The 17,376-nt window shown below is 58.5% G+C and carries 18 protein-coding genes; 7 read left to right on the forward strand and 11 right to left on the reverse strand.

From position 1 onward, the window contains the following. Positions 1–17: 17 nt before the first annotated feature. Positions 18–833, forward strand: a complete 816-nt coding sequence (locus ACR0A1_RS17085; protein ID WP_480868501.1) for an SDR family oxidoreductase — start codon at positions 18–20, stop codon at positions 831–833. Between the two features lie 69 nt (positions 834–902). Here the strand turns inward: ACR0A1_RS17085 and ACR0A1_RS17090 are convergent, their stop codons facing one another. From ACR0A1_RS17090 to ACR0A1_RS17125, 8 genes are all read right to left on the reverse strand, one after another. Continuing rightward, positions 903–1,067: a hypothetical protein gene (locus tag ACR0A1_RS17090; protein WP_480868503.1), complete on the reverse strand. Its 165-nt coding sequence runs from the start codon at positions 1,065–1,067 to the stop codon at positions 903–905. A gap of 292 nt (positions 1,068–1,359) precedes the next feature. Beyond that, positions 1,360–2,664: a M16 family metallopeptidase gene (locus tag ACR0A1_RS17095; RefSeq protein ID WP_480868504.1), complete on the reverse strand. Its 1,305-nt coding sequence runs from the start codon at positions 2,662–2,664 to the stop codon at positions 1,360–1,362. Continuing rightward, complete coding sequence (locus ACR0A1_RS17100) at positions 2,661–4,001, reverse strand: M16 family metallopeptidase (RefSeq protein ID WP_170513933.1); 1,341 nt, start codon at positions 3,999–4,001, stop codon at positions 2,661–2,663. Before ACR0A1_RS17100 ends, ACR0A1_RS17095 begins: the two co-directional genes overlap by 4 nt. Before the next feature lie 85 nt (positions 4,002–4,086). Continuing rightward, positions 4,087–4,602 carry a DUF3035 domain-containing protein gene (locus ACR0A1_RS17105; protein ID WP_170408488.1) on the reverse strand — a complete coding sequence of 172 codons (516 nt, stop codon included), beginning with the start codon at positions 4,600–4,602 and terminating at the stop codon, positions 4,087–4,089. A 50-nt stretch (positions 4,603–4,652) separates the two neighbouring features. After that, positions 4,653–5,123, reverse strand: a complete 471-nt coding sequence (gene lspA, locus ACR0A1_RS17110) for a signal peptidase II (RefSeq protein WP_170394647.1) — start codon at positions 5,121–5,123, stop codon at positions 4,653–4,655. Then, a complete protein-coding gene (gene purH, locus ACR0A1_RS17115) occupies positions 5,123–6,712 on the reverse strand; it encodes a bifunctional phosphoribosylaminoimidazolecarboxamide formyltransferase/IMP cyclohydrolase (protein WP_480868506.1) in 1,590 nt (529 codons plus the stop codon). The genes lspA and purH overlap by 1 nt, the downstream gene beginning before the upstream one ends. Before the next feature lie 22 nt (positions 6,713–6,734). Beyond that, a complete protein-coding gene (locus ACR0A1_RS17120) occupies positions 6,735–8,474 on the reverse strand; it encodes a heparinase II/III domain-containing protein (protein WP_170566965.1) in 1,740 nt (579 codons plus the stop codon). Positions 8,475–8,562: 88 nt separating this feature from the next. Continuing rightward, complete coding sequence (locus ACR0A1_RS17125; RefSeq protein WP_480868508.1) at positions 8,563–9,822, reverse strand: RsmB/NOP family class I SAM-dependent RNA methyltransferase; 1,260 nt, start codon at positions 9,820–9,822, stop codon at positions 8,563–8,565. A gap of 90 nt (positions 9,823–9,912) precedes the next feature. Between ACR0A1_RS17125 and ACR0A1_RS17130 the strand changes: the two genes are divergently transcribed. After that, positions 9,913–10,095, forward strand: a complete 183-nt coding sequence (locus tag ACR0A1_RS17130) for a DUF1674 domain-containing protein (protein WP_170394659.1) — start codon at positions 9,913–9,915, stop codon at positions 10,093–10,095. Here the strand turns inward: ACR0A1_RS17130 and ACR0A1_RS17135 are convergent, their stop codons facing one another. Next, positions 10,096–10,956: a LysR family transcriptional regulator gene (locus ACR0A1_RS17135; RefSeq protein WP_480868510.1), complete on the reverse strand. Its 861-nt coding sequence runs from the start codon at positions 10,954–10,956 to the stop codon at positions 10,096–10,098. It abuts the gene before it with no gap. Positions 10,957–11,055: 99 nt separating this feature from the next. Between ACR0A1_RS17135 and tmpA the strand changes: the two genes are divergently transcribed. Then, complete coding sequence (tmpA, locus tag ACR0A1_RS17140) at positions 11,056–12,192, forward strand: 2-trimethylaminoethylphosphonate dioxygenase (protein ID WP_480868512.1); 1,137 nt, start codon at positions 11,056–11,058, stop codon at positions 12,190–12,192. Next, entirely contained in the window at positions 12,189–12,779 is a 591-nt protein-coding gene (gene tmpB / locus ACR0A1_RS17145; protein WP_480868514.1) for a (R)-1-hydroxy-2-trimethylaminoethylphosphonate oxygenase, read from the forward strand. Before tmpA ends, tmpB begins: the two co-directional genes overlap by 4 nt. Before the next feature lie 72 nt (positions 12,780–12,851). Here tmpB and dapB read toward each other — a convergent pair whose 3' ends face one another. Beyond that, the gene (dapB, locus tag ACR0A1_RS17150) at positions 12,852–13,661 is read right to left on the reverse strand and encodes a 4-hydroxy-tetrahydrodipicolinate reductase (protein WP_480868516.1); all 810 of its coding nucleotides are present in this window, start codon (positions 13,659–13,661) and stop codon (positions 12,852–12,854) included. A gap of 90 nt (positions 13,662–13,751) precedes the next feature. Between dapB and rbfA the strand changes: the two genes are divergently transcribed. Genes rbfA through truB form a run of 3 tightly spaced genes read left to right on the forward strand, consistent with a single transcriptional unit; the run spans position 13,752 to position 15,847 of the window. Then, positions 13,752–14,147, forward strand: a complete 396-nt coding sequence (gene rbfA / locus ACR0A1_RS17155) for a 30S ribosome-binding factor RbfA (protein ID WP_170408494.1) — start codon at positions 13,752–13,754, stop codon at positions 14,145–14,147. Further along, complete coding sequence (locus ACR0A1_RS17160) at positions 14,144–14,884, forward strand: phosphodiester glycosidase family protein (RefSeq protein WP_480868517.1); 741 nt, start codon at positions 14,144–14,146, stop codon at positions 14,882–14,884. Before rbfA ends, ACR0A1_RS17160 begins: the two co-directional genes overlap by 4 nt. 54 nt (positions 14,885–14,938) lie before the next feature. Then, complete coding sequence (gene truB, locus ACR0A1_RS17165; RefSeq protein WP_170426161.1) at positions 14,939–15,847, forward strand: tRNA pseudouridine(55) synthase TruB; 909 nt, start codon at positions 14,939–14,941, stop codon at positions 15,845–15,847. A gap of 7 nt (positions 15,848–15,854) precedes the next feature. Here truB and ACR0A1_RS17170 read toward each other — a convergent pair whose 3' ends face one another. Next, the gene (locus tag ACR0A1_RS17170) at positions 15,855–17,303 is read right to left on the reverse strand and encodes a pyridoxal phosphate-dependent decarboxylase family protein (protein ID WP_480868519.1); all 1,449 of its coding nucleotides are present in this window, start codon (positions 17,301–17,303) and stop codon (positions 15,855–15,857) included. Positions 17,304–17,376 lie beyond the last annotated feature (73 nt).

Below are 17,376 nucleotides of genomic sequence, written 5' to 3' on the forward strand. Positions count from 1 at the left end.
TACCACCGGAGGCCTAAATGGATTTTTCAGGTAAGACCGTCATCGTCATTGGTGGCACCAGCGGTATCAATCGCGGCATTGCCGAGGCCTTTGCGGCCTCGGGTGCTAATCTGGCTGTCGCCAGCCGGTCGCAGGAAAAGGTCGATGATACCGTGGCTGCGTTGAAAGCAGCAGGCGCATCCGACGCCATCGGCGCGGCGTTCGACGTTCGCAATCCAGAGGCCGTAGCCGAAGGCCTTAAGCAATTCCACGACGCTTTTGGAGATTTCGATGTCCTGATTTCAGGTGCTGCCGGCAACTTCCCAGCGCTGGCATCTGAAATGTCGGTCAATGCATTCAAGGCGGTCATAGATATCGATCTGATGGGCACGATCCACGTCATGAAAGGGGCCTACCCCTATCTCAAACGTCCCGGTGCCAGCATTATCAACATTTCGGCCCCGCAATCCTATCTGCCTTACGAAGGGCAAGCCCATGTTTGCGCCGCCAAGGCGGGCGTTGATCAGATCACCCGAACCCTTTCAATGGAATGGGGCGTCGAAGGGATTCGCGTGAATTCGGTCGTTCCGGGTTTTATCGAAGGAACCGAAGGCGCAAAACGGCTGGCCCCTACCGAAAACGCCCATGAAGAGCTGCGTCGGGACGTCCCGCTGGGTCGCTGGGGTCAACCTCAGGATGTGGCAAATGCCTGCCTGTTCCTTAGCTCTGATATGGCGAGCTATATCAGCGGAACAGTCATGGCCGTTGACGGGGCTTTGTATCTGCGCGGCTCGGGCAAGTTTGGCCAGATGATGGGTCAGATGCTGCGCGCAGCGAAAAAGGACCAAGCTTAGGTTAGAACACAGGGATCCGATTGGTGGCAAACTTTTCAGTCGCTGGGCTTTATTTCCAACCTATCAAATTCAAGAGCTTCTGAAATAGATACCCGCTGCTACCAAAAGCGATGTCAGCGTACCGGCCACCACGTAAAGTGCGAAAGCGCTGAGCAGAGATTGACCGACAATCAAAGCGGCAGCAAAGGTTAACAACCCTGCAAGTATTCCCGATCCCATTATCGCAACTATCATGGTGCCGCTATCCGTCCCAAGCCTCGTCTCAGGAGATGTTGATCTTCTGAATCCCATCTCCGTTCCCGACTAACACAGAATTCTCGACATTTCTGGCCAAAGTATGGCCAAGACGAGTTAACGATTACTTAAGGCGGAGAATTGCCGATCTTCTGTCTGGCGCTGCGCCCTGCAAGAGGACACAAACTCGTTGTTTTCGCCAGTGGTTCGCATCACCCACTGCCGTCAATTCCAAGAAAAATTATTCAATAACAACGAATAATTCTGTTCGGCAGCGGGTAGATGGACGACGTCAGCCGTCCACCCCTTCCGGTTTGCCGACGATGGTGAAATGCAGACCCTCGGGGTCCAGCAGTTCAGACGCCACCCGGTTCACATCCTCCAAGGTCACTGCATTCACCTTGTCGTTGCGAGTCGCAATGTAGTCGATAGGCAGATTTTCCATCTGCATCCCGACCATGATTCCGGCAATCTGGCCATTGCCGTCAAAACGCAGCGGATAGGCCCCGGTCAAATAGGTCTTGGCGTCATCCAATTCTTTCTGCGTCACACCTTCCGCAGCCGCGCGCGCCCATTCCTGTCGGATCACCTCGACCGCTTCGGCGATACGGTCATTGGCAGATGAGACCGAGCCCAGATACACCGACGCCAGATCCTTGGGCACCAGATAGGTCGCCACACCGTAGGTCAGGCCACGTTTCTCACGTACTTCCTGCATCAGGCGACTTTCGAATCCGCCGCCGCCCAGAATGTGATTCAGGATATAGGCCGCAAAGAAATCGGGATCGTCGCGATCAATGCCACTTTGCCCGAACAGGGCGACGGATTGCGGAGTGTTGAAGTCCACTACGCTGACACCGCCGTCAATGGTGACCTTCGCCTTGTCTGGAATGGGTTTCCCGGTTGCTGGCAGATCCAACAGCAATTTGTCCAACAGAACGCCCAGCTCTTCTGCCGTGATGTCGCCAACAGCCCCAACATACAGTCTGTCCTTGGCAAAGACATTGTCGTAGGCAGCGACGATATCGTCGCGGGTCAGGCTTGAAACGCTTTCAATCGTACCTTTACCGTCCGACGCATAAGGATGATCCCCATATGCCATTTCAGCAAAGCTGCGTCCGGCAATATCGCTTGGATCAGTCTGGTCGGACTTCAGACCCGAAATCACCTGAGCGCGCACCCGATCGATCGCATCCTCATCGAAACGCGGTTCATGAATTGTGGTCTGCAGCAAATCAATCACTTCATCCCGGTTCTCAGTCAGGAACCGCGCCGAAATGGTGACCGTATCATCTGTTGCCCTGTAGCTGAAGGATGCAGCCAGAGATTCAAGTTCGCGTGCATAGGTGCGGGCATCCATGTCGCCGGCGCCTTCCTCAATCAGGCCGCTCATCAGATAAACCGCGCCGCGTTTATCGGGATCATCCAGCGACGTTCCTCCACGAAACCGCAGTTCCAGCGCAGTGAAGGGGATCGAATGATCTTGGACCAGCCAAGCGGTAATACCACCGGGCGAGATTACCTCTTTGATCTTAATCTCGGCCCAGGCGGGAAGGGCAATGATCAGCGCAATCAGCGTTGCGGCAAACCGTTTCATTGTGTCACCTCATCGTCACGCATCAACCAGCCAGTGACCGAGGTTTCAGGTTGCAGCACCTCACGGGCAGCCGCGATGATCTCGTCACCCGTCACAGCCTGCAGGATGTCGGGCCAGGCCTGCACATCTTCGACCGTCAACCCGCTGGTCAACGCACGACCATAGCGGTTTCCAATACCGTCCACGTTATCGCGCGCATAGGTCTGCGCGGCGCGGAGCTGCATCTTAATGCGCTCCAGGTCTTCATCCTTGACACCTTCCGCGATGAAATCCGCAACGGCCTGATCCATGGCATCCTCCGCATCCTGAAGCGAAACGCCCTCAGCCGGCACAACGATCAGATCAAAGGTCGTGTCATCCAATGAGACCCCCTTGTAGAACGCACCGGTATAGACCACCTTCTGCTGCTCAAATTGCAGCTTTTCATTCAGATATGAGGTTGTGCTTCCTCCCAGCAATTCCGCCAAAAGAAACAGGGCAGCGGCCTTCTCCTGCTCACCGGCGTCCCGTTCAGGGGCCAGATAGCTGCGCTGCACGTAGGGTTGTGCCACACGCGCATCCTTGAAGGTCAGGCGACGTTCGGCAGTCTGGGGTGGTTCTTGCGAGCGTACCCGCTCGGGCAAATCAGGGTTGGCTGGGATAACACCGTAGTACTGATCAGCCAACGCCCTGACTTCGTCGGGGTCAACATCTCCGGTGACGACCAATATGGCGTTATTGGGTGCATAATGGGTCTGGTAGAAGGACAGGGCGTCGTCCATATCCAACGCCTCCATCTCGTGGCGCCAGCCGATAATCGGCGCTCCGTAACGGTGGTTCAAATATTGCGCTGCATTCATCTGTTCTCCGAACAGAGCGCGTGGATTGTTTTCGGTCCGCTGATTACGCTCTTCCAGAACCACGTCGCGTTCGGTGATGATATCATTCTCGGTCAGGCGGATGTTGCGCATACGATCTGCCTCCATCCGCATCATCAGTTCCAGCCGGTCAGCGGCGACGCGCTGAAAATAGGCGGTGTAGTCGTAAGAAGTGAAAGCGTTGTCATTGCCGCCATTGGCCGCGACAGTGGCTGACAACTCGCCCGCTTCCATTGTGTCGGTGGCTTTGAACAGCAGATGTTCCAGGAAATGTGCAACGCCAGAGGATCCGATCGGTTCATCGGCGGATCCGGCCCGGTACCAGACCATATGCTGAACAACAGGCGCGCGATGATCCTCGACCACCACGACGTCCATGCCGTTTTCAAGCGTAAATGTGGTGACAGCCTCTTGCCCCTCTTTCGCGAACAAGGGGGTGGCGGCGATCAGGGCAGCCGACAGTGCCAGGGCCCGAACCATGGGGCATCCTCCGTTTCATTTCTGATATTCAAACTACGGTGGTGCCGCCGGGGTTCAAGGCCAATGACGGAAAGTTAAGAAGAATTCATTCGAGCGGCGGGGCCGACGGCGTTTCGATCCCACGACGACGCGCCGCTTCATTGGTCGCGTTCGCATCGATTGACTGGCGTTCATAGACCTGCGAGTACCGATCAACCGGGAACAGGCGCAGGCGGGTCCAGCGACCGCGATTTTTGCGGAAAGCCGCATCCTCTTCGGCCGTTACCTGACGCGTATTGGCAGGAACGCCATATCTGCTTGAGGCCGTCACAAGCGCCGCATCGCTGGCCGGTATTGAGGTATTCGGGTTCAGCGCTGCCTCACTACCACCCAGCGCCACAACGGCATCCGCTTTGGGGTTAGGATCGGTCAGGTTTGCACCGCCGGGAGTCGGCGCTGGAAGAAAGGCGTAGTCCTTGGGCTGGGTCAGCGGCTTGACGGGCAATACCGAAAATTCATCCGGCCCCGCTCCGGGCGGATCAAGATTGCGCAAACCAATATCGGAACAGCCCGCAACGACAACGGCGAGTGTCAGAACAAGAATGGCGCGTGGCATACGCATCAGTGTCTCCAGCCAGTTTCAGGCGCTTTTATCGCATATCGTCCGGCAGGTCACGAGGGCTTTTTGCCATCGAACAGGACCAATCCCAAAGCTCCCGCAAATATGAACACATCCGCCAGATTGAACACAAAAGGGTTGCTGATCCCGCAGCAGGACATGTTCAAAAAGTCGAGAACATAGCCGTAAAGCACCCGGTCCACGACATTTCCCAGCGCACCGCCGATCAGGAGACCGCCGCAGAATTGTTGAAGCTTCGTAGGAGCGATGCGGCCCAGCCAGATCAGGACGCCCAGGCAGATCGCCACGGAAACCCCGATCAGCACCCAGCGGGCGGCGTCACCGTCGCCCTGAAACAGGCCAAAATTGATGCCGCGATTCTCGCCGTATCTGAAAACCAGAAGCGGTGGCAGCACGTCGATATCGCCCTGCGCCACGCGCATTACGTGGACGACCAGATACTTACTAATCTGGTCGATCAAAAACGCCGCCAATCCGGCCCATAGGATGAACGAACCGCGCATCAGTGACGGAAATGCCGCATGCCGGTGAAGACCATGGCCAGACCGGCCTCATCCGCCGCCGCGATCACTTCATCATCACGCATCGAACCGCCGGGCTGAATAACGCATGTTGCGCCTGCCTCAGCGGCCTCCATAAGCCCATCGGGGAAGGGGAAGAATGCATCAGAAGCTACGGCCGAACCGATGGTCAGCGGCTGGGGCAAGCCCAGCGCATCAGCCATACGCTCGGCTTTCTTTGCCGCGATCAGTGCCGAGTCAACGCGGCTCATCTGCCCCGCGCCGACACCCACGGTCGCGCCGTCTTTGACATAGACGATGGCGTTGGATTTGACATGTTTCGCCACTTTCCACGCGAACAGCAGGTCGCGCATCTGCTCCTCAGATGGCGCTTTTTTGGTGACCACCTTCAAGTCATCCATACCAACAAAGCCGTTATCCTTGTCCTGCACCAGCAGGCCACCTGCCACCTGTCGCACAGTTTTACCACCGGCGGTCACATCCGGTAGAGCTTCGGTCGTCAGCAGGCGCAGGTTCTTCTTGGCGGCGAAGATCGCCTTGGCCTCGTCTGACGCCCCCGGAGCGATCACAACCTCGGTGAAAATCCCCGTGATCTCCTGCGCGGTTTCCGCGTCCAGCGATTGATTCAACGCCACGATACCGCCGAATGCCGAAGTCCTGTCGCAGTCGAACGCGGCTTTATAGGCCTCAAGCAGCGTCGCACCTTTCGCTACACCACACGGATTGGCATGCTTGATAATCGCACAAGCTGCCCCTTCGACCGGGTCGAACTCAGCGACCAACTCAAAGGCGGCATCGGTATCGTTGATGTTGTTATAGCTCAGTTCCTTGCCCTGATGCTGTACCGCCGTCGCCACGCCCGGACGACCCGAGCCATCTACATAGAACGCTGCCGACTGGTGGCTATTCTCGCCATATCGTAAGGTCTGTTTCAGCTCACCGGCAAAGGCGCGGCGTTTGGGCGCCTCAAGCTCCAGCGCATCGGCCATCCAGTTGGACACGGCTGTGTCATAAGCGGCAGTGCGGGCATAGGCCTTTTGCGCCAACCACTGACGGAAGCCCAGAGAAGTCTTACCGTAATTCTCTTCCAGCTGATCCAGCAGCGACGAGTAGTCTTCGACATCCACAACCACGTTCACAAAAGCATGGTTCTTCGATGCGGCACGGATCATGGCTGGGCCGCCGATATCGATGTTCTCGATACACTCATCATAGGCAGCGCCCTTGGCCACGGTCGCTTCAAATGGGTAGAGATTTACCACAAGCAGGTCGATTGCGCCGATACCATGTTCGTTCATCGCGGCGACATGGGTGTCATTATCGCGCAGAGCCAGCAGCCCGCCATGGACCATCGGGTGCAGCGTTTTGACCCGGCCATCCATCATCTCGGGGAAGCCGGTGATCTCGCTGACATCTTTCACCTCCAACCCCGCATCGCGTAGCGCCTTCGCGGTACCGCCGGTCGAAAGCAGTTCAACCCCGCGTTCGGCCAACGCCGTTCCCAGCTCGATCAGCCCGGTTTTGTCGGAAACGGAAAGCAACGCGCGGCGCACGGGGTGAAGGTCGGTCATGGGTCCAAAGGTCCTTTTGGCGTCAGTCGAAAACGGGCTCGTCCCGGTGCGTATCCCGCACGGCATAGGCTGTATCCTGAGCCTTGCTGAGCGTCCACCGGATGCGCGTCGCATACTCCATTGCGCGCCCAGATAGAACGATCTGTTTTGTCGCGCGTGGCTTCAAACGGCCTTTTTCAAGGTAAACGCTTGGTTCAACTGACAACTTTCCAACGCCATCATGGCGGAAAACCCATATCTCACCGCTTTTGAGCGCCATCGACACCGCAGCGCCACCCAGATCAAGTGCCGCATCAACGTCAGGATGCAGGTGAAACCGGATGTCAAAGGCGATCCCCTGCAGACCTGCCCCGTCCATCGCGCGATCGAACTGCCGTTTGGCTTTGTCGGTTGCGGTCAGCAGAATATCCTCGCCTACCAGCTCACGCCCGTCAAAGCGCAGTTCAAGCGTGCGGGCATGGGTCAGGCCAAACACTTTGGCGTAGCCGTCATGACCCACCATAAAGCGGGTGCCTTCGAATGCATCCTCGAAATCCACGGGCACATCCTGCGGGCCATCCACCAATGCTTCCTGCGACGACCCATTTGCGCCTTCTGCAAGCCGGGCGCTGGAATACCCTTCGACGCATAGGGTCGAATGCGACGGGGTCGCGCGCCCTGCCCTGCGCCATTCCTGCCCAAAACTGCCGCCTGATCCACAGTTCACGATCAGAGGACGGCGCCCCGAGGTCAGCTCAAACGCAAGCGAGGATGCGTGGGCGTTGAACGACGCAGCACCTTTGGGAGGCGCGCTGGCATCCACCAGAACCGTGGTTCTCGAGGCGGCCAATCGTGCATAACCCATTGACAGGTCCGAATGCTGCTGCGGCTTGACACCGCTTTGCGCCAGTGCCTGATCCAGCCGCCCTTCAAGCCCACGCCCGCCCCCGTGAAATCTGGCCAGAGATCCATCTGCATGACGCAGATTTCGCAGAGTAGGTGCAATGCGCTTGATCGCCCCGGTCTGAGAGGCAGGCGTGCCTCGGCCAACTTCACCAAGTGCAGCAGAGGTCCAGGCCAGCAGAGTGAAGACCTCCAGCAATTCCTCAGGGTTGCGGGTGAGAATGCCGCCCTCGGCATCGATCTGGCGGTCGCATTCCCGGGCCAGTGCGCGCAATGCGGGATCAGCCAGTTGCTCCAACCCCTCCAGGGCCAAACCAGCCTGAACCAGCCCTGCGAGCGCTTCGAATCTCGGCAATCCTGGTGTTGCTGCTGTCCAGCGTTTGGAAAGAAACCATGTTTGTTGTGCCAAGGAGCGGAAGAAAGCTCTGCTTTGCGCCTCATCAGCGCCGCGTAGCAGAAATTGCGCGTGGTTGATCCAGCGCATCACCCGGCGCCCGGTCAGGTCCGGCGCCCAGCCGGGCCCCTTCCCGCGCCCATGTGCGGTGATCCAGCCCCAGACCCATCGCTGCGCCTTTTCACGGGCGCGCATATCGCCGACGGCTGCCAGATCATCCAGCCAGATGAAACCGTGGCGTTCATCATCAAAATCCGGACTGGGCGCAGCAACATCCCAGAGATCGGTGTCATCCGCCTCGACCAGATATCCAGCGAAAAGGAGATTCCCGGCCACCAGTTGTCGCCCGCGTGCAAACGAACCGACGGTGCGCGGCTCAGGCTGGCTGACGAATCCCGAAACCGCCTTCCGCCTTTGGCTCAGGCGCGCGTAAAGGCGGTTCTGAAACCGCATCCAGCGATTGGCCATTGTGTCCGATTCTGACATGACGCTTGCGACTCTGCCCCTTGCGCTCTGCGGGCGCTTGAACACACGATAGACCGGTCCGCGCGTCAAGTCATCGAAAAGCGTCGCCTCAAGCGGATTTGTTCAGACAGGCGATATAGAACCCGTCCATGCCACCCTTGTCCGGCCAGAAATCCGGGCGCAAACGCAAGCCACCTTCTTCTGTAATCCAGTCTGGTTCAACGCCCGCAATCTCAAGCGCCGCACGGTCAATCTGCATATCCGGGTATTGATCCAGCGCCTCTTCGATCTGCACCTCTCCTTCGTCCGGCAACAAGGAACAGGTGCAATATACCAATCGGCCTCCGGGTTTGAGTAGGGTCCAGGCATGGGCCAGCATCCGGGCCTGTAGTTCGATCAATCCCCCGAATTCCGAGCCATCCTTGGCGAAGGGTAAATCAGGATGGCGGCGAATCGTGCCCGTGGCCGAACACGGCGCGTCGAGCAGGATGGCATCATACTGGCCCTGATGGTCCAGCGCATCACCAGCGATCACCTTGGCCTTCAAACCTGTCCGTTTCAGGTTCTCGCGCACCCGCTCCAACCGTGTTTCGGAGATATCCAGCGCCGTGACCTCTGCCGCTACCACAGCCAATTGCAACGTCTTGCCACCGGGCGCGGCGCAAAGGTCCAATACCTTTTCCCCGGCTTTCGGGGCCAGCACGCGCACAGGCAGCGCCGCTGCCGCATCCTGAACCCACCAGTTTCCACGCTTGTAGCCCGGCAAAGCCGACACCTGCCCCGCATCCTGCAAACGGACTGAGCCGGTGGGCAGGGCTTCTCCGCCCGGCGCCTCAGCGCCCGGTTTCAGCGTCACGTCCAGCGGTGCACCATTGAAATGGGCCTGTTCCATACCCTTTACTGCGTCATCGCCCCACGCCATGATCAGAGGATCGCGCAGCCAGTCGGGCAGACGGGGTACGCGCATCTTGGGCCAAGCATCCGGTCCATCGGCGGCAATCTTGCGCAAGACTGCATTCACCAACCCCTTGAGCCGCCCATGCTTGCGCGAGCGTCCCACGATCTCGACCATCGAATTGACCACGCCATGCGCGGCCTCGCCCTGACACAACTCGACCGTTCCAAGCCGCAGCGCGTTATGCACCGTTAGCGCCGGTGTCTGCCGCAAGTGATCGGCCAACAGCCGGTCGGCACGCTCAAGTCCGCGTAGGGTTTCAATCGTTAGCCGTTGCGCGCGCGCGCGATCCTCGGGTACCAAACGATCCAATGCGCCCGCCGCCAGACATTCAGGTAACAGCCGCCCCTCGCCCAATATCTGATCCAGCAGATAGATTGCACTGCGCCGCGCGGCGGTTGCAGAGTTTGACATGATGCTGAGTGCCTCTCGTGACCTTTGCCGCATTGCCTTGGGCGGACGAGGGCGTATATCAAGGCCCTGAACAGAAAGGAACCCGATGTCATGAGTGACGAGCGCAAAGACCTGCCCCCCGCCGCTCAGCGTGCATTGGCCGAGGCTGAGGAACGTCGCAAAAAGGCCGAAGCGGAAGCCAAGGCGCAGCCCAAGGAACTGGGTGGGCGCGACGGTCCTGATCCGGCCCGCTATGGCGATTGGGAAAAAAAGGGCATCGCTATCGATTTCTGATCAGGCCCCGCCCCGCAGCGCTTGCAGAATGTCGTCTATCAACGCCCTTTGCCGTTTCGACCTTGCCCGATCCTCGGGCCATGTCAGCCAATAGCCATCCTTTGTCCTAAGCTCGGGCATATCCAATCTGTGTAATTGACCAGTCTTTAAGCTGCCCGAAGCCAACGGTAGTGAACCCAACGCGATCCCCATGCCCTGACGCGCGGCCGTGATCGCGTGACCTACCGAGTCAAAACTGATCCGGCCAGCCGGTAATTCATCAACCCCCGCTACCTGCGCCCAGTCCTTCCAACCGGGGCGTTCTCCGCGCAAATCAATCAGCGGCGCACCCCACTTGATGCCAGATGCGGCCATCGGTGCCAGAACTTCAGGCGCAATTAGCTTTGCCTTTCGTCCAGGCCAGACACCTCTGCCATAGCGGATCTGCAGCCAGGTACGCTCTTCCTCCAATGAGGCCCGGCGCGCCATGGAATCTGTCATCACACGCACATTGGGCTGCGCCTCAAGGAACTTGGGCAAGGCTGGCAGAACCAGCGCGTGGATATGCGACGAAAGTCCCGCGACCCGAAGCTCGCGCGGGGATTTGCCGAACAGATCCTCGGTATTGCGTTCCAGTGCTTGCAGGCTGTCCTGCACCAATGGGAGATAGCTTTCGCCTTCGATGGTCAGCGACACGCCCCGCGCCTCGCGCAAAAATAATGACCTGCCCAGCCATGCCTCAAGATTTCCGATCCGTTGACTGACTGCCGCCTGCGTCAGACCAAATTCGCGCGCGGCAGCAGAAAAACCGCCCAATCGCCCGGCGGCTTCGAACACGCGCAGCCAGTCCAAAGGAGGTAAACCGATCTGCTTCTTAGCCATAAGTATTTCCAGCCCTCAGTGGCAATAAGGTTTAATTGTAGTAATGCCACGGAGCGCGTATCTCCTCAAGCAAAGTCCGCGCCGAATAGGAGAGACCCCATGCTGCGCTCAGCTACTTTCGACCCTTCCATGGTCACCGTCGCATTTTCCGATGGTACTCAGGCCAGATTTCACGCCATTTGGCTGCGCGACAATGCGCTGGACCCCGAGACCCGCGCCCCCGGCAACGGGCAGCGCCTGATCACAATCGGCGATATCCCCTCCGATATCTCGATCAGCGCTGCCGAGATCCGAAATGGCGATCTGAGCGTTACGTTCCAGCCCGAAAACAAATCCGTGATGTTCCCTGCCGATTGGCTAGCCGATCACGTTTATGACCGCGAACAGGCGCAAGAAGTTGGCCGCACCGCATCCGGCGTCACCACATGGGAGCGTGGTATCAGCGCCCCCAGCGGTGACTGGGAAAGGGTGCACACCGACCCTGAGGCCAAGCGCAGCTGGCTGGCCGCCGTCGCGGAGTACGGCTTTGCCAAGCTGACAGGTGGCCCGACCGAGCCGGAATCGCTGCTGAAAGTGGCCGATCTATTCGGCTACGTGCGCCAGACAAATTATGGCCCCTATTTCGAGGTTCGGACCGAGGTGAACCCGACCAACCTCGCCTATACTGGGTTGGGGTTGCAGGCCCATACCGACAACCCTTATCGCGACCCGGTGCCGACACTGCAAATCCTCTACTGCCTTGAGAATTCGGCCGAAGGCGGCGATTCCATCGTTGTCGATGGTTTCCGCGCGGCTGAGCGTCTGCGCGATCTGAACCCCGAGGGCTTCGCCTTGCTTGCAGGCTATCCGGCACGGTTCGAGTATAAAGGTTCGGACGGGGTCTGTTTGCGGTCACGTCGCCCGATGATCGAGCTTTCCCCCGATGGCGAGTTGATCGGCATTCGCTTCAACAACCGCTCGTCTGCGCCGTTCGTGGATGTACCCTTTGACAAGATGGAAGCCTACTATGCAGCCTATCGCCAGCTGGGTGAGATCATTGACGATCCCGCTATGGGCGTGTCTTTCAAGCTGGAACCGGGCGAAAGCTTCATCGTCGACAACACTCGCGTAATGCATGCACGGCTGGGCTATTCCGGGGCCGGGTCTCGCTGGTTGCAGGGATGCTATGCTGACAAGGATGGGCTGCTTTCGACACTGGCCGCCATGCAGATGACACAACCAGAGGCGGCGGAATGAAACCCGATTTCTCGACCTTAAACCGGGACAATATCGTGGCCTTTATCGGTGACATCTTCGATCGTCGGGGGGGTGAGGAATATCTGGGGGAACCCGTCACCATGGCCCAGCACATGCTGCAAGGTGCCACGATTGCGGAACAGAACGGACAGTCTGAAGAAATCATCGTCGGTGCGCTGTTGCACGACATTGGCCATTTTACTTCAGAATTCGGCACTTACCATCCGGACGATACCGAGGACCGGCATCATGAAGATGCAGGTGCAGAGGTGTTGGAGCAGTTCTTTCCGTCGGTCATCACCGATTGCTGCCGGTATCACGTTGCAGCCAAGCGGTATCTCTGCGCCACCAAGCCGGAGTATTTCAATCGCCTGTCCGAAGCCTCGGTCCATACGCTGGAACTGCAGGGTGGTCCGATGAGTGCCAAGGAGATAGCCGAGTTCGAGGCAAATCCGAACCTGAAAGAGATCATTCAGGTCCGTTATCTGGACGAAGCGGGAAAACGCGCTGATATGGAGACCCCGGATTTCGCCCATTTCGCACCAATGGTACAACGGATGGTCGACCGGCACATTCAGGCAAGCTGAGACAGCTTTCATCCGCCCGATCGATAGAGCCAAGAAAATTCGTCGAATTTTCTTGGCTCTTGATCCTGAAGCCTACAGCCCCAGAACATCCACCATGTCATACTGGCCCGGCGCCTTGCCTTGACCCCACAACGCGGCTTTGAGCGCCCCACGAGCAAAGATCGCACGGTCAGTAGCCAGATGGCGCAACACGATACGCTCACCGGGTGCCGCGAACAGGACATCGTGTTCGCCGACAATGTCTCCGCCACGAATGGCGTGGAAGCCGATGTCGCCGCGTTTGCGCGCACCGGTAATACCGTCGCGGCCCCGATCGGCCACATCCGACAACTTGACACCGCGCCCCTCGGCGGCGGCTTCGCCCAGCATCAAAGCTGTGCCTGAAGGCGCATCGACCTTGTGATGGTGATGCCCCTCAATGACCTCGATATCGAAATCCTCATCCAGCGCGGCGGCAACCTTTTTGGTGAGCTGCACCAACAGATTGACCCCAAGGCTCATATTCCCGGCCCGCACAATCACAGCATGGCGCGCGGCAGGTTCCAGCGCGGCGATCTGTTCGTTATTCATGCCGGTAGTGCCAATTACGTGAACGCACCGCGCCTGCGCGGCCAGTGCGGCAAATTCCAGTGTCGCTTCGGGCGCAGTAAAGTCGATGACGGCCTGCGCCTGTGCAAATGCCTCCAGCGGATCGTCAGTAACGGTAACACCGAGCGCCTGCCCGCCCATCACCTGACCTACATCCTGACCGATCCAGTCATGGCCCTTACGCTCGACCACACCAACCAGACGCACCTGATCGCTCTCAGACACGGTCTTGATCAGCATCTGCCCCATACGGCCCGAAGCCCCTGTGATGACGATCCCCGGAATATGGGTCATTGCGCTGGTCCTTTCTAAAGTCGGCTCAAAGCCTCCTACCCGGTTCGCGCCCGCTTGGCAAAGCCCGGCTTTGCGCTTAGATCGGGGGGCATGGCAAAGAACAAATTCCACGATGGCCCCGGCCCTTCCCAACGACAGCTGCGCGTCGGCGAACTGATCCGCCGCACCCTGTCCGAGGTTCTGGCGCGCGGAGATGTCCACGACCCCGACCTGAACCGCATGTCGATCACCGTGGGTGAGGTGCGCACCTCGCCCGATCTGAAGATCGCCACCGCCTATGTGCTGCCCTTGGGCGGCAAGGGGCAGGAGGACGTGATCGAACTGCTCGCTCGAAACAAGGGTGAGCTTCGGCGCGCAGTGGGCAAGAAGGTGGGCCTGAAATTCTCGCCCGACCTGCGGTTCCGTTTGGACGACACGTTTGATCGACTGGACGACACCCGCCGTATGTTTAATCAGGACGCGGTACGCCGCGATCTGGACGAGTGATTCGTACCCTTGTCATGCTGTGTGCTGTCCTCTGGGCCGCGCAAGTCTCTGCAGTCACTTGCGAGAAGCTGACTCATGAGGATAAGCGATATACGGTTTGCGAGGTAGATTCCTCGGAAGATTTGCGCCTGTTTCTGAACGATGAAAATGGCGATCTGCTGGGTCATTTCTCTTCGGTGAATGAGGCGTTGGAGCCTCAGGGGAAAAGGCTCGTCTTTGCGATGAATGCGGGCATGTACCATGACGACCGCTCGCCCGTCGGCCACTATGTCGAAGAGGGGCAAGAGCAGATGCGCGTGATACCGAATGCCGGACCCGGCAATTTCGGCCTGCTGCCCAACGGTGTGTTCTGCATCCGTGAAAACCGTGCCGATGTGTTCGAGACTTTGGATTTCGTCGATCAGGCGCCGCAGTGCCGCTTTGCGACACAATCGGGCCCCATGCTAGTGATCAACGGAGAGTTACACCCTCGCTTTCTGCCGGATTCAACCTCGCGCTACACCCGAAACGGGGTGGGCACCAGCGCCGATGGCACGCGTACGGTGTTTGCGATCTCGGACGATTACGTCACTTTCCACGAATTCGGCAGCCTATTCCGCGATGTATTGAAAACACCGAATGCGCTGTTTCTAGATGGCAACATTTCCCGCATGTATGATCGCGCCAGCAATCGGTCGGATATCGGGTTTTCGCTGGGACCCATCGTGGGTGTCGTCGAGGACGTTCCGGCAAATTGACAGCATCGAAACGATCCGCTAACTCGCGCGCCTCAGCAAGACTCAAGGTGTAGAATGGGACGCAAGCGCAAGGGCCGCGACATTTCCGGTTGGCTGGTGGTGGATAAGCCCGCTGGCATGACTTCGACCGCGGTGGTCAACAAGGTGCGTTGGGCGATGGACGCCAAGAAAGCGGGCCATGCGGGCACGCTGGACCCAGAGGCAACCGGCGTTTTGGCCGTTGCGCTGGGTGAGGCAACCAAGACCGTCCCCTACATCACCGATGCGCTGAAGGCCTACACCTTCACCGTGCGGCTGGGGCAGGCCACCAACACCGATGATGCTGAGGGTGAAGTCATCGCTGAGAGCATTGCGCGCCCCTCGGATGAGGATATCAAACAAGCGCTCGGCCCGTTTCTGGGCGATATCAAACAGGTGCCGCCCAAGTTCTCGGCCGTGAAAATCGACGGTCAACGCGCCTATAAGCTGGCCCGAGATGGCGAGGATGTAGAGCTGACCGCCCGCCCTCTTTGGGTAGAGGAACTGGTGCTGATCGACCGCCCCGACGAAGACCACGTCGTGCTAGAGATGACCTGTGGCAAAGGTGGCTATGTCCGTTCCATTGCGCGTGATCTGGGTGAGGCGCTCGGCTGCCACGGGCACGTGAAAAAACTGCGCCGCATCTGGTCCGGCCCGTTTGAGGCCGAGGATGGCCTGACCATCGAACAGATCGACGAAATGGCCAAAACCACCGCATTGGATGATTATCTGCATCCGCTGGAAACCGGCCTGTCGGACCTGCCCGAGCTGAAATGCACCTCTGAAGGAGCCACCCGTCTGCGGAATGGCAATCCGGGCATGGTGCTGGCCTCTGACGTGGAATACGGCGACGAGGCCTGGGCCTCGCTGGATGGCAAGGCCGTGGCCGTAGGAATTTACAAGTCGGGCGAATTGCACCCAAGCCGCGTCTTTGCCGCCAACTGATGACTGTTCAGGCGGCGATACGCAATTTGTGACCCAGTCGAAGTATCTCGGACACCAGTAGATCCAGATCCTGCTTTTGCGTGCGGTGATTGTTGACCGCCACCCGTAGGCAATGCGCTCCCTGAACCGTTGTATCCGATAAAACCGCTGTGCCTTCCTCTTGCAGGCACAACATGATTTCGCTGTTAATCGCACGCAGAGTTTCGGGGCTGAGACCGCCCGGGTCATAGCGGAAACAAACGATGTTTATGTTGGTGGGGAACATCAAGGTGAGGTCATCCTCTGCCTCGATCAGCGAAGTCAGATAACGCGCCTTTTCGATATCCTGATCAATGAGCCTGCCGAATTTCTGAACGCCGTGCTCCTTCAAGGACATCCAGACCTTGAGCGCTCGAAACCCACGCGAAGTCTGAATGCCGTAATCGTGCAAAAACGCCGCCCCGGCGACGCCTCGGGATTGCGGTTCCAGGTATTCCGGGGTCAGAGTAAATGTCGCGTGGTGGGCATCATGGCTTCGCACCAACGCGCAACCCACTTCGAAAGGCGCATGTAACCATTTGTGTGGGTCGAGCGCGACGGAATCCGCGCTTTCGATGCCGGACACGCGCCAACTGTTATCATGGGCGATTGCAATTAACGCACCGATACAGCCGTCAACATGAAACCACAGGCCTTCCTCGCGGCAGAAATCGGCAATCGCCGACAAGTCGTCTATGGCGCCTGTGTTCACGGTTCCGGCGGTGGCAATCACACAAGCGGGGTTAAGGCCGTCTGCGCGATCCTGCGCGACCATGCCGGCAAGCGCTTCAAGATCCATCGTCAAATCGTCTTGCGTAGGAACACGCCGCAGCGCCTTGTTGCCCAGACCCAGTGTTTCGAGCGACTTTTGGTGACAACTGTGCATCTGATCCGATCCGTAATACCGCATCGGCTTATCCATGGCGGCGATGCCCTCTTCGCGCATGTCGATCCCGGATTTGACGTTGCGGGCCACCGTCAGCCCGATCAAGTTTGCCACGCTGCCGCCGCTGACCAATGTCCCACTGGCCCCCTCCGGCAGACCGATCATCTCGCGTAGCCAGTCGACGACTTGTCGGTCGATCAGGGCTGCCGCATGATTCCCACCCCCAAGGTTCGAACCCTGAACCGCAGCCAGAAAATCTGCCATCGCGCCTGTGAAATTGCTCGCGCCCATATACCAGCCCCAAAACCGGGGATGAATATTGCCCATTGGATACTGCATGACCTGAGACTGGACATCATCCATCAAATCACCCAACGGCATACCCTGCTGAGGTGCAGGCGTTTCGAACCCGTTGCGTATCGCAGTCGGCATATCTTTCCAAATCGACCTATCACGCACATCACGCGTATGATCCAACGCCATATCCAACATCTCATGTGCTAATTTGCGGGTCTGCTCCCAATCCGCCGGATCCAATGTCTCGAATGTCATGTCTTCCCCCAGAATAAGCCGTTCAAATGAAGGCAGGTATAGCACAAGTTAAGGATCAGGACATCGCCCCTTG

Source organism: Ruegeria sp. D6 (genome assembly GCF_056534365.1).

Excerpts from the sequence above, each read along its gene's own strand:
- ACR0A1_RS17085 (WP_480868501.1), top strand. The coding sequence starts at position 18 with ATGGATTTTTCAGGTAAGACCGTCATCGTCATTGGTGGCACCAGCGGT.
- ACR0A1_RS17090 (WP_480868503.1), bottom strand. The coding sequence starts at position 1,067 with ATGATAGTTGCGATAATGGGATCGGGAATACTTGCAGGGTTGTTAACC.
- ACR0A1_RS17095 (WP_480868504.1), bottom strand. The coding sequence starts at position 2,664 with ATGAAACGGTTTGCCGCAACGCTGATTGCGCTGATCATTGCCCTTCCC.
- ACR0A1_RS17100 (WP_170513933.1), bottom strand. The coding sequence starts at position 4,001 with ATGGTTCGGGCCCTGGCACTGTCGGCTGCCCTGATCGCCGCCACCCCC.
- ACR0A1_RS17105 (WP_170408488.1), bottom strand. The coding sequence starts at position 4,602 with ATGCGTATGCCACGCGCCATTCTTGTTCTGACACTCGCCGTTGTCGTT.
- lspA (WP_170394647.1), bottom strand. The coding sequence starts at position 5,123 with ATGCGCGGTTCGTTCATCCTATGGGCCGGATTGGCGGCGTTTTTGATC.
- purH (WP_480868506.1), bottom strand. The coding sequence starts at position 6,712 with ATGACCGACCTTCACCCCGTGCGCCGCGCGTTGCTTTCCGTTTCCGAC.
- ACR0A1_RS17120 (WP_170566965.1), bottom strand. The coding sequence starts at position 8,474 with ATGTCAGAATCGGACACAATGGCCAATCGCTGGATGCGGTTTCAGAAC.
- ACR0A1_RS17125 (WP_480868508.1), bottom strand. The coding sequence starts at position 9,822 with ATGTCAAACTCTGCAACCGCCGCGCGGCGCAGTGCAATCTATCTGCTG.
- ACR0A1_RS17130 (WP_170394659.1), top strand. The coding sequence starts at position 9,913 with ATGAGTGACGAGCGCAAAGACCTGCCCCCCGCCGCTCAGCGTGCATTG.
- ACR0A1_RS17135 (WP_480868510.1), bottom strand. The coding sequence starts at position 10,956 with ATGGCTAAGAAGCAGATCGGTTTACCTCCTTTGGACTGGCTGCGCGTG.
- tmpA (WP_480868512.1), top strand. The coding sequence starts at position 11,056 with ATGCTGCGCTCAGCTACTTTCGACCCTTCCATGGTCACCGTCGCATTT.
- tmpB (WP_480868514.1), top strand. The coding sequence starts at position 12,189 with ATGAAACCCGATTTCTCGACCTTAAACCGGGACAATATCGTGGCCTTT.
- dapB (WP_480868516.1), bottom strand. The coding sequence starts at position 13,661 with ATGACCCATATTCCGGGGATCGTCATCACAGGGGCTTCGGGCCGTATG.
- rbfA (WP_170408494.1), top strand. The coding sequence starts at position 13,752 with ATGGCAAAGAACAAATTCCACGATGGCCCCGGCCCTTCCCAACGACAG.
- truB (WP_170426161.1), top strand. The coding sequence starts at position 14,939 with ATGGGACGCAAGCGCAAGGGCCGCGACATTTCCGGTTGGCTGGTGGTG.
- ACR0A1_RS17170 (WP_480868519.1), bottom strand. The coding sequence starts at position 17,303 with ATGACATTCGAGACATTGGATCCGGCGGATTGGGAGCAGACCCGCAAA.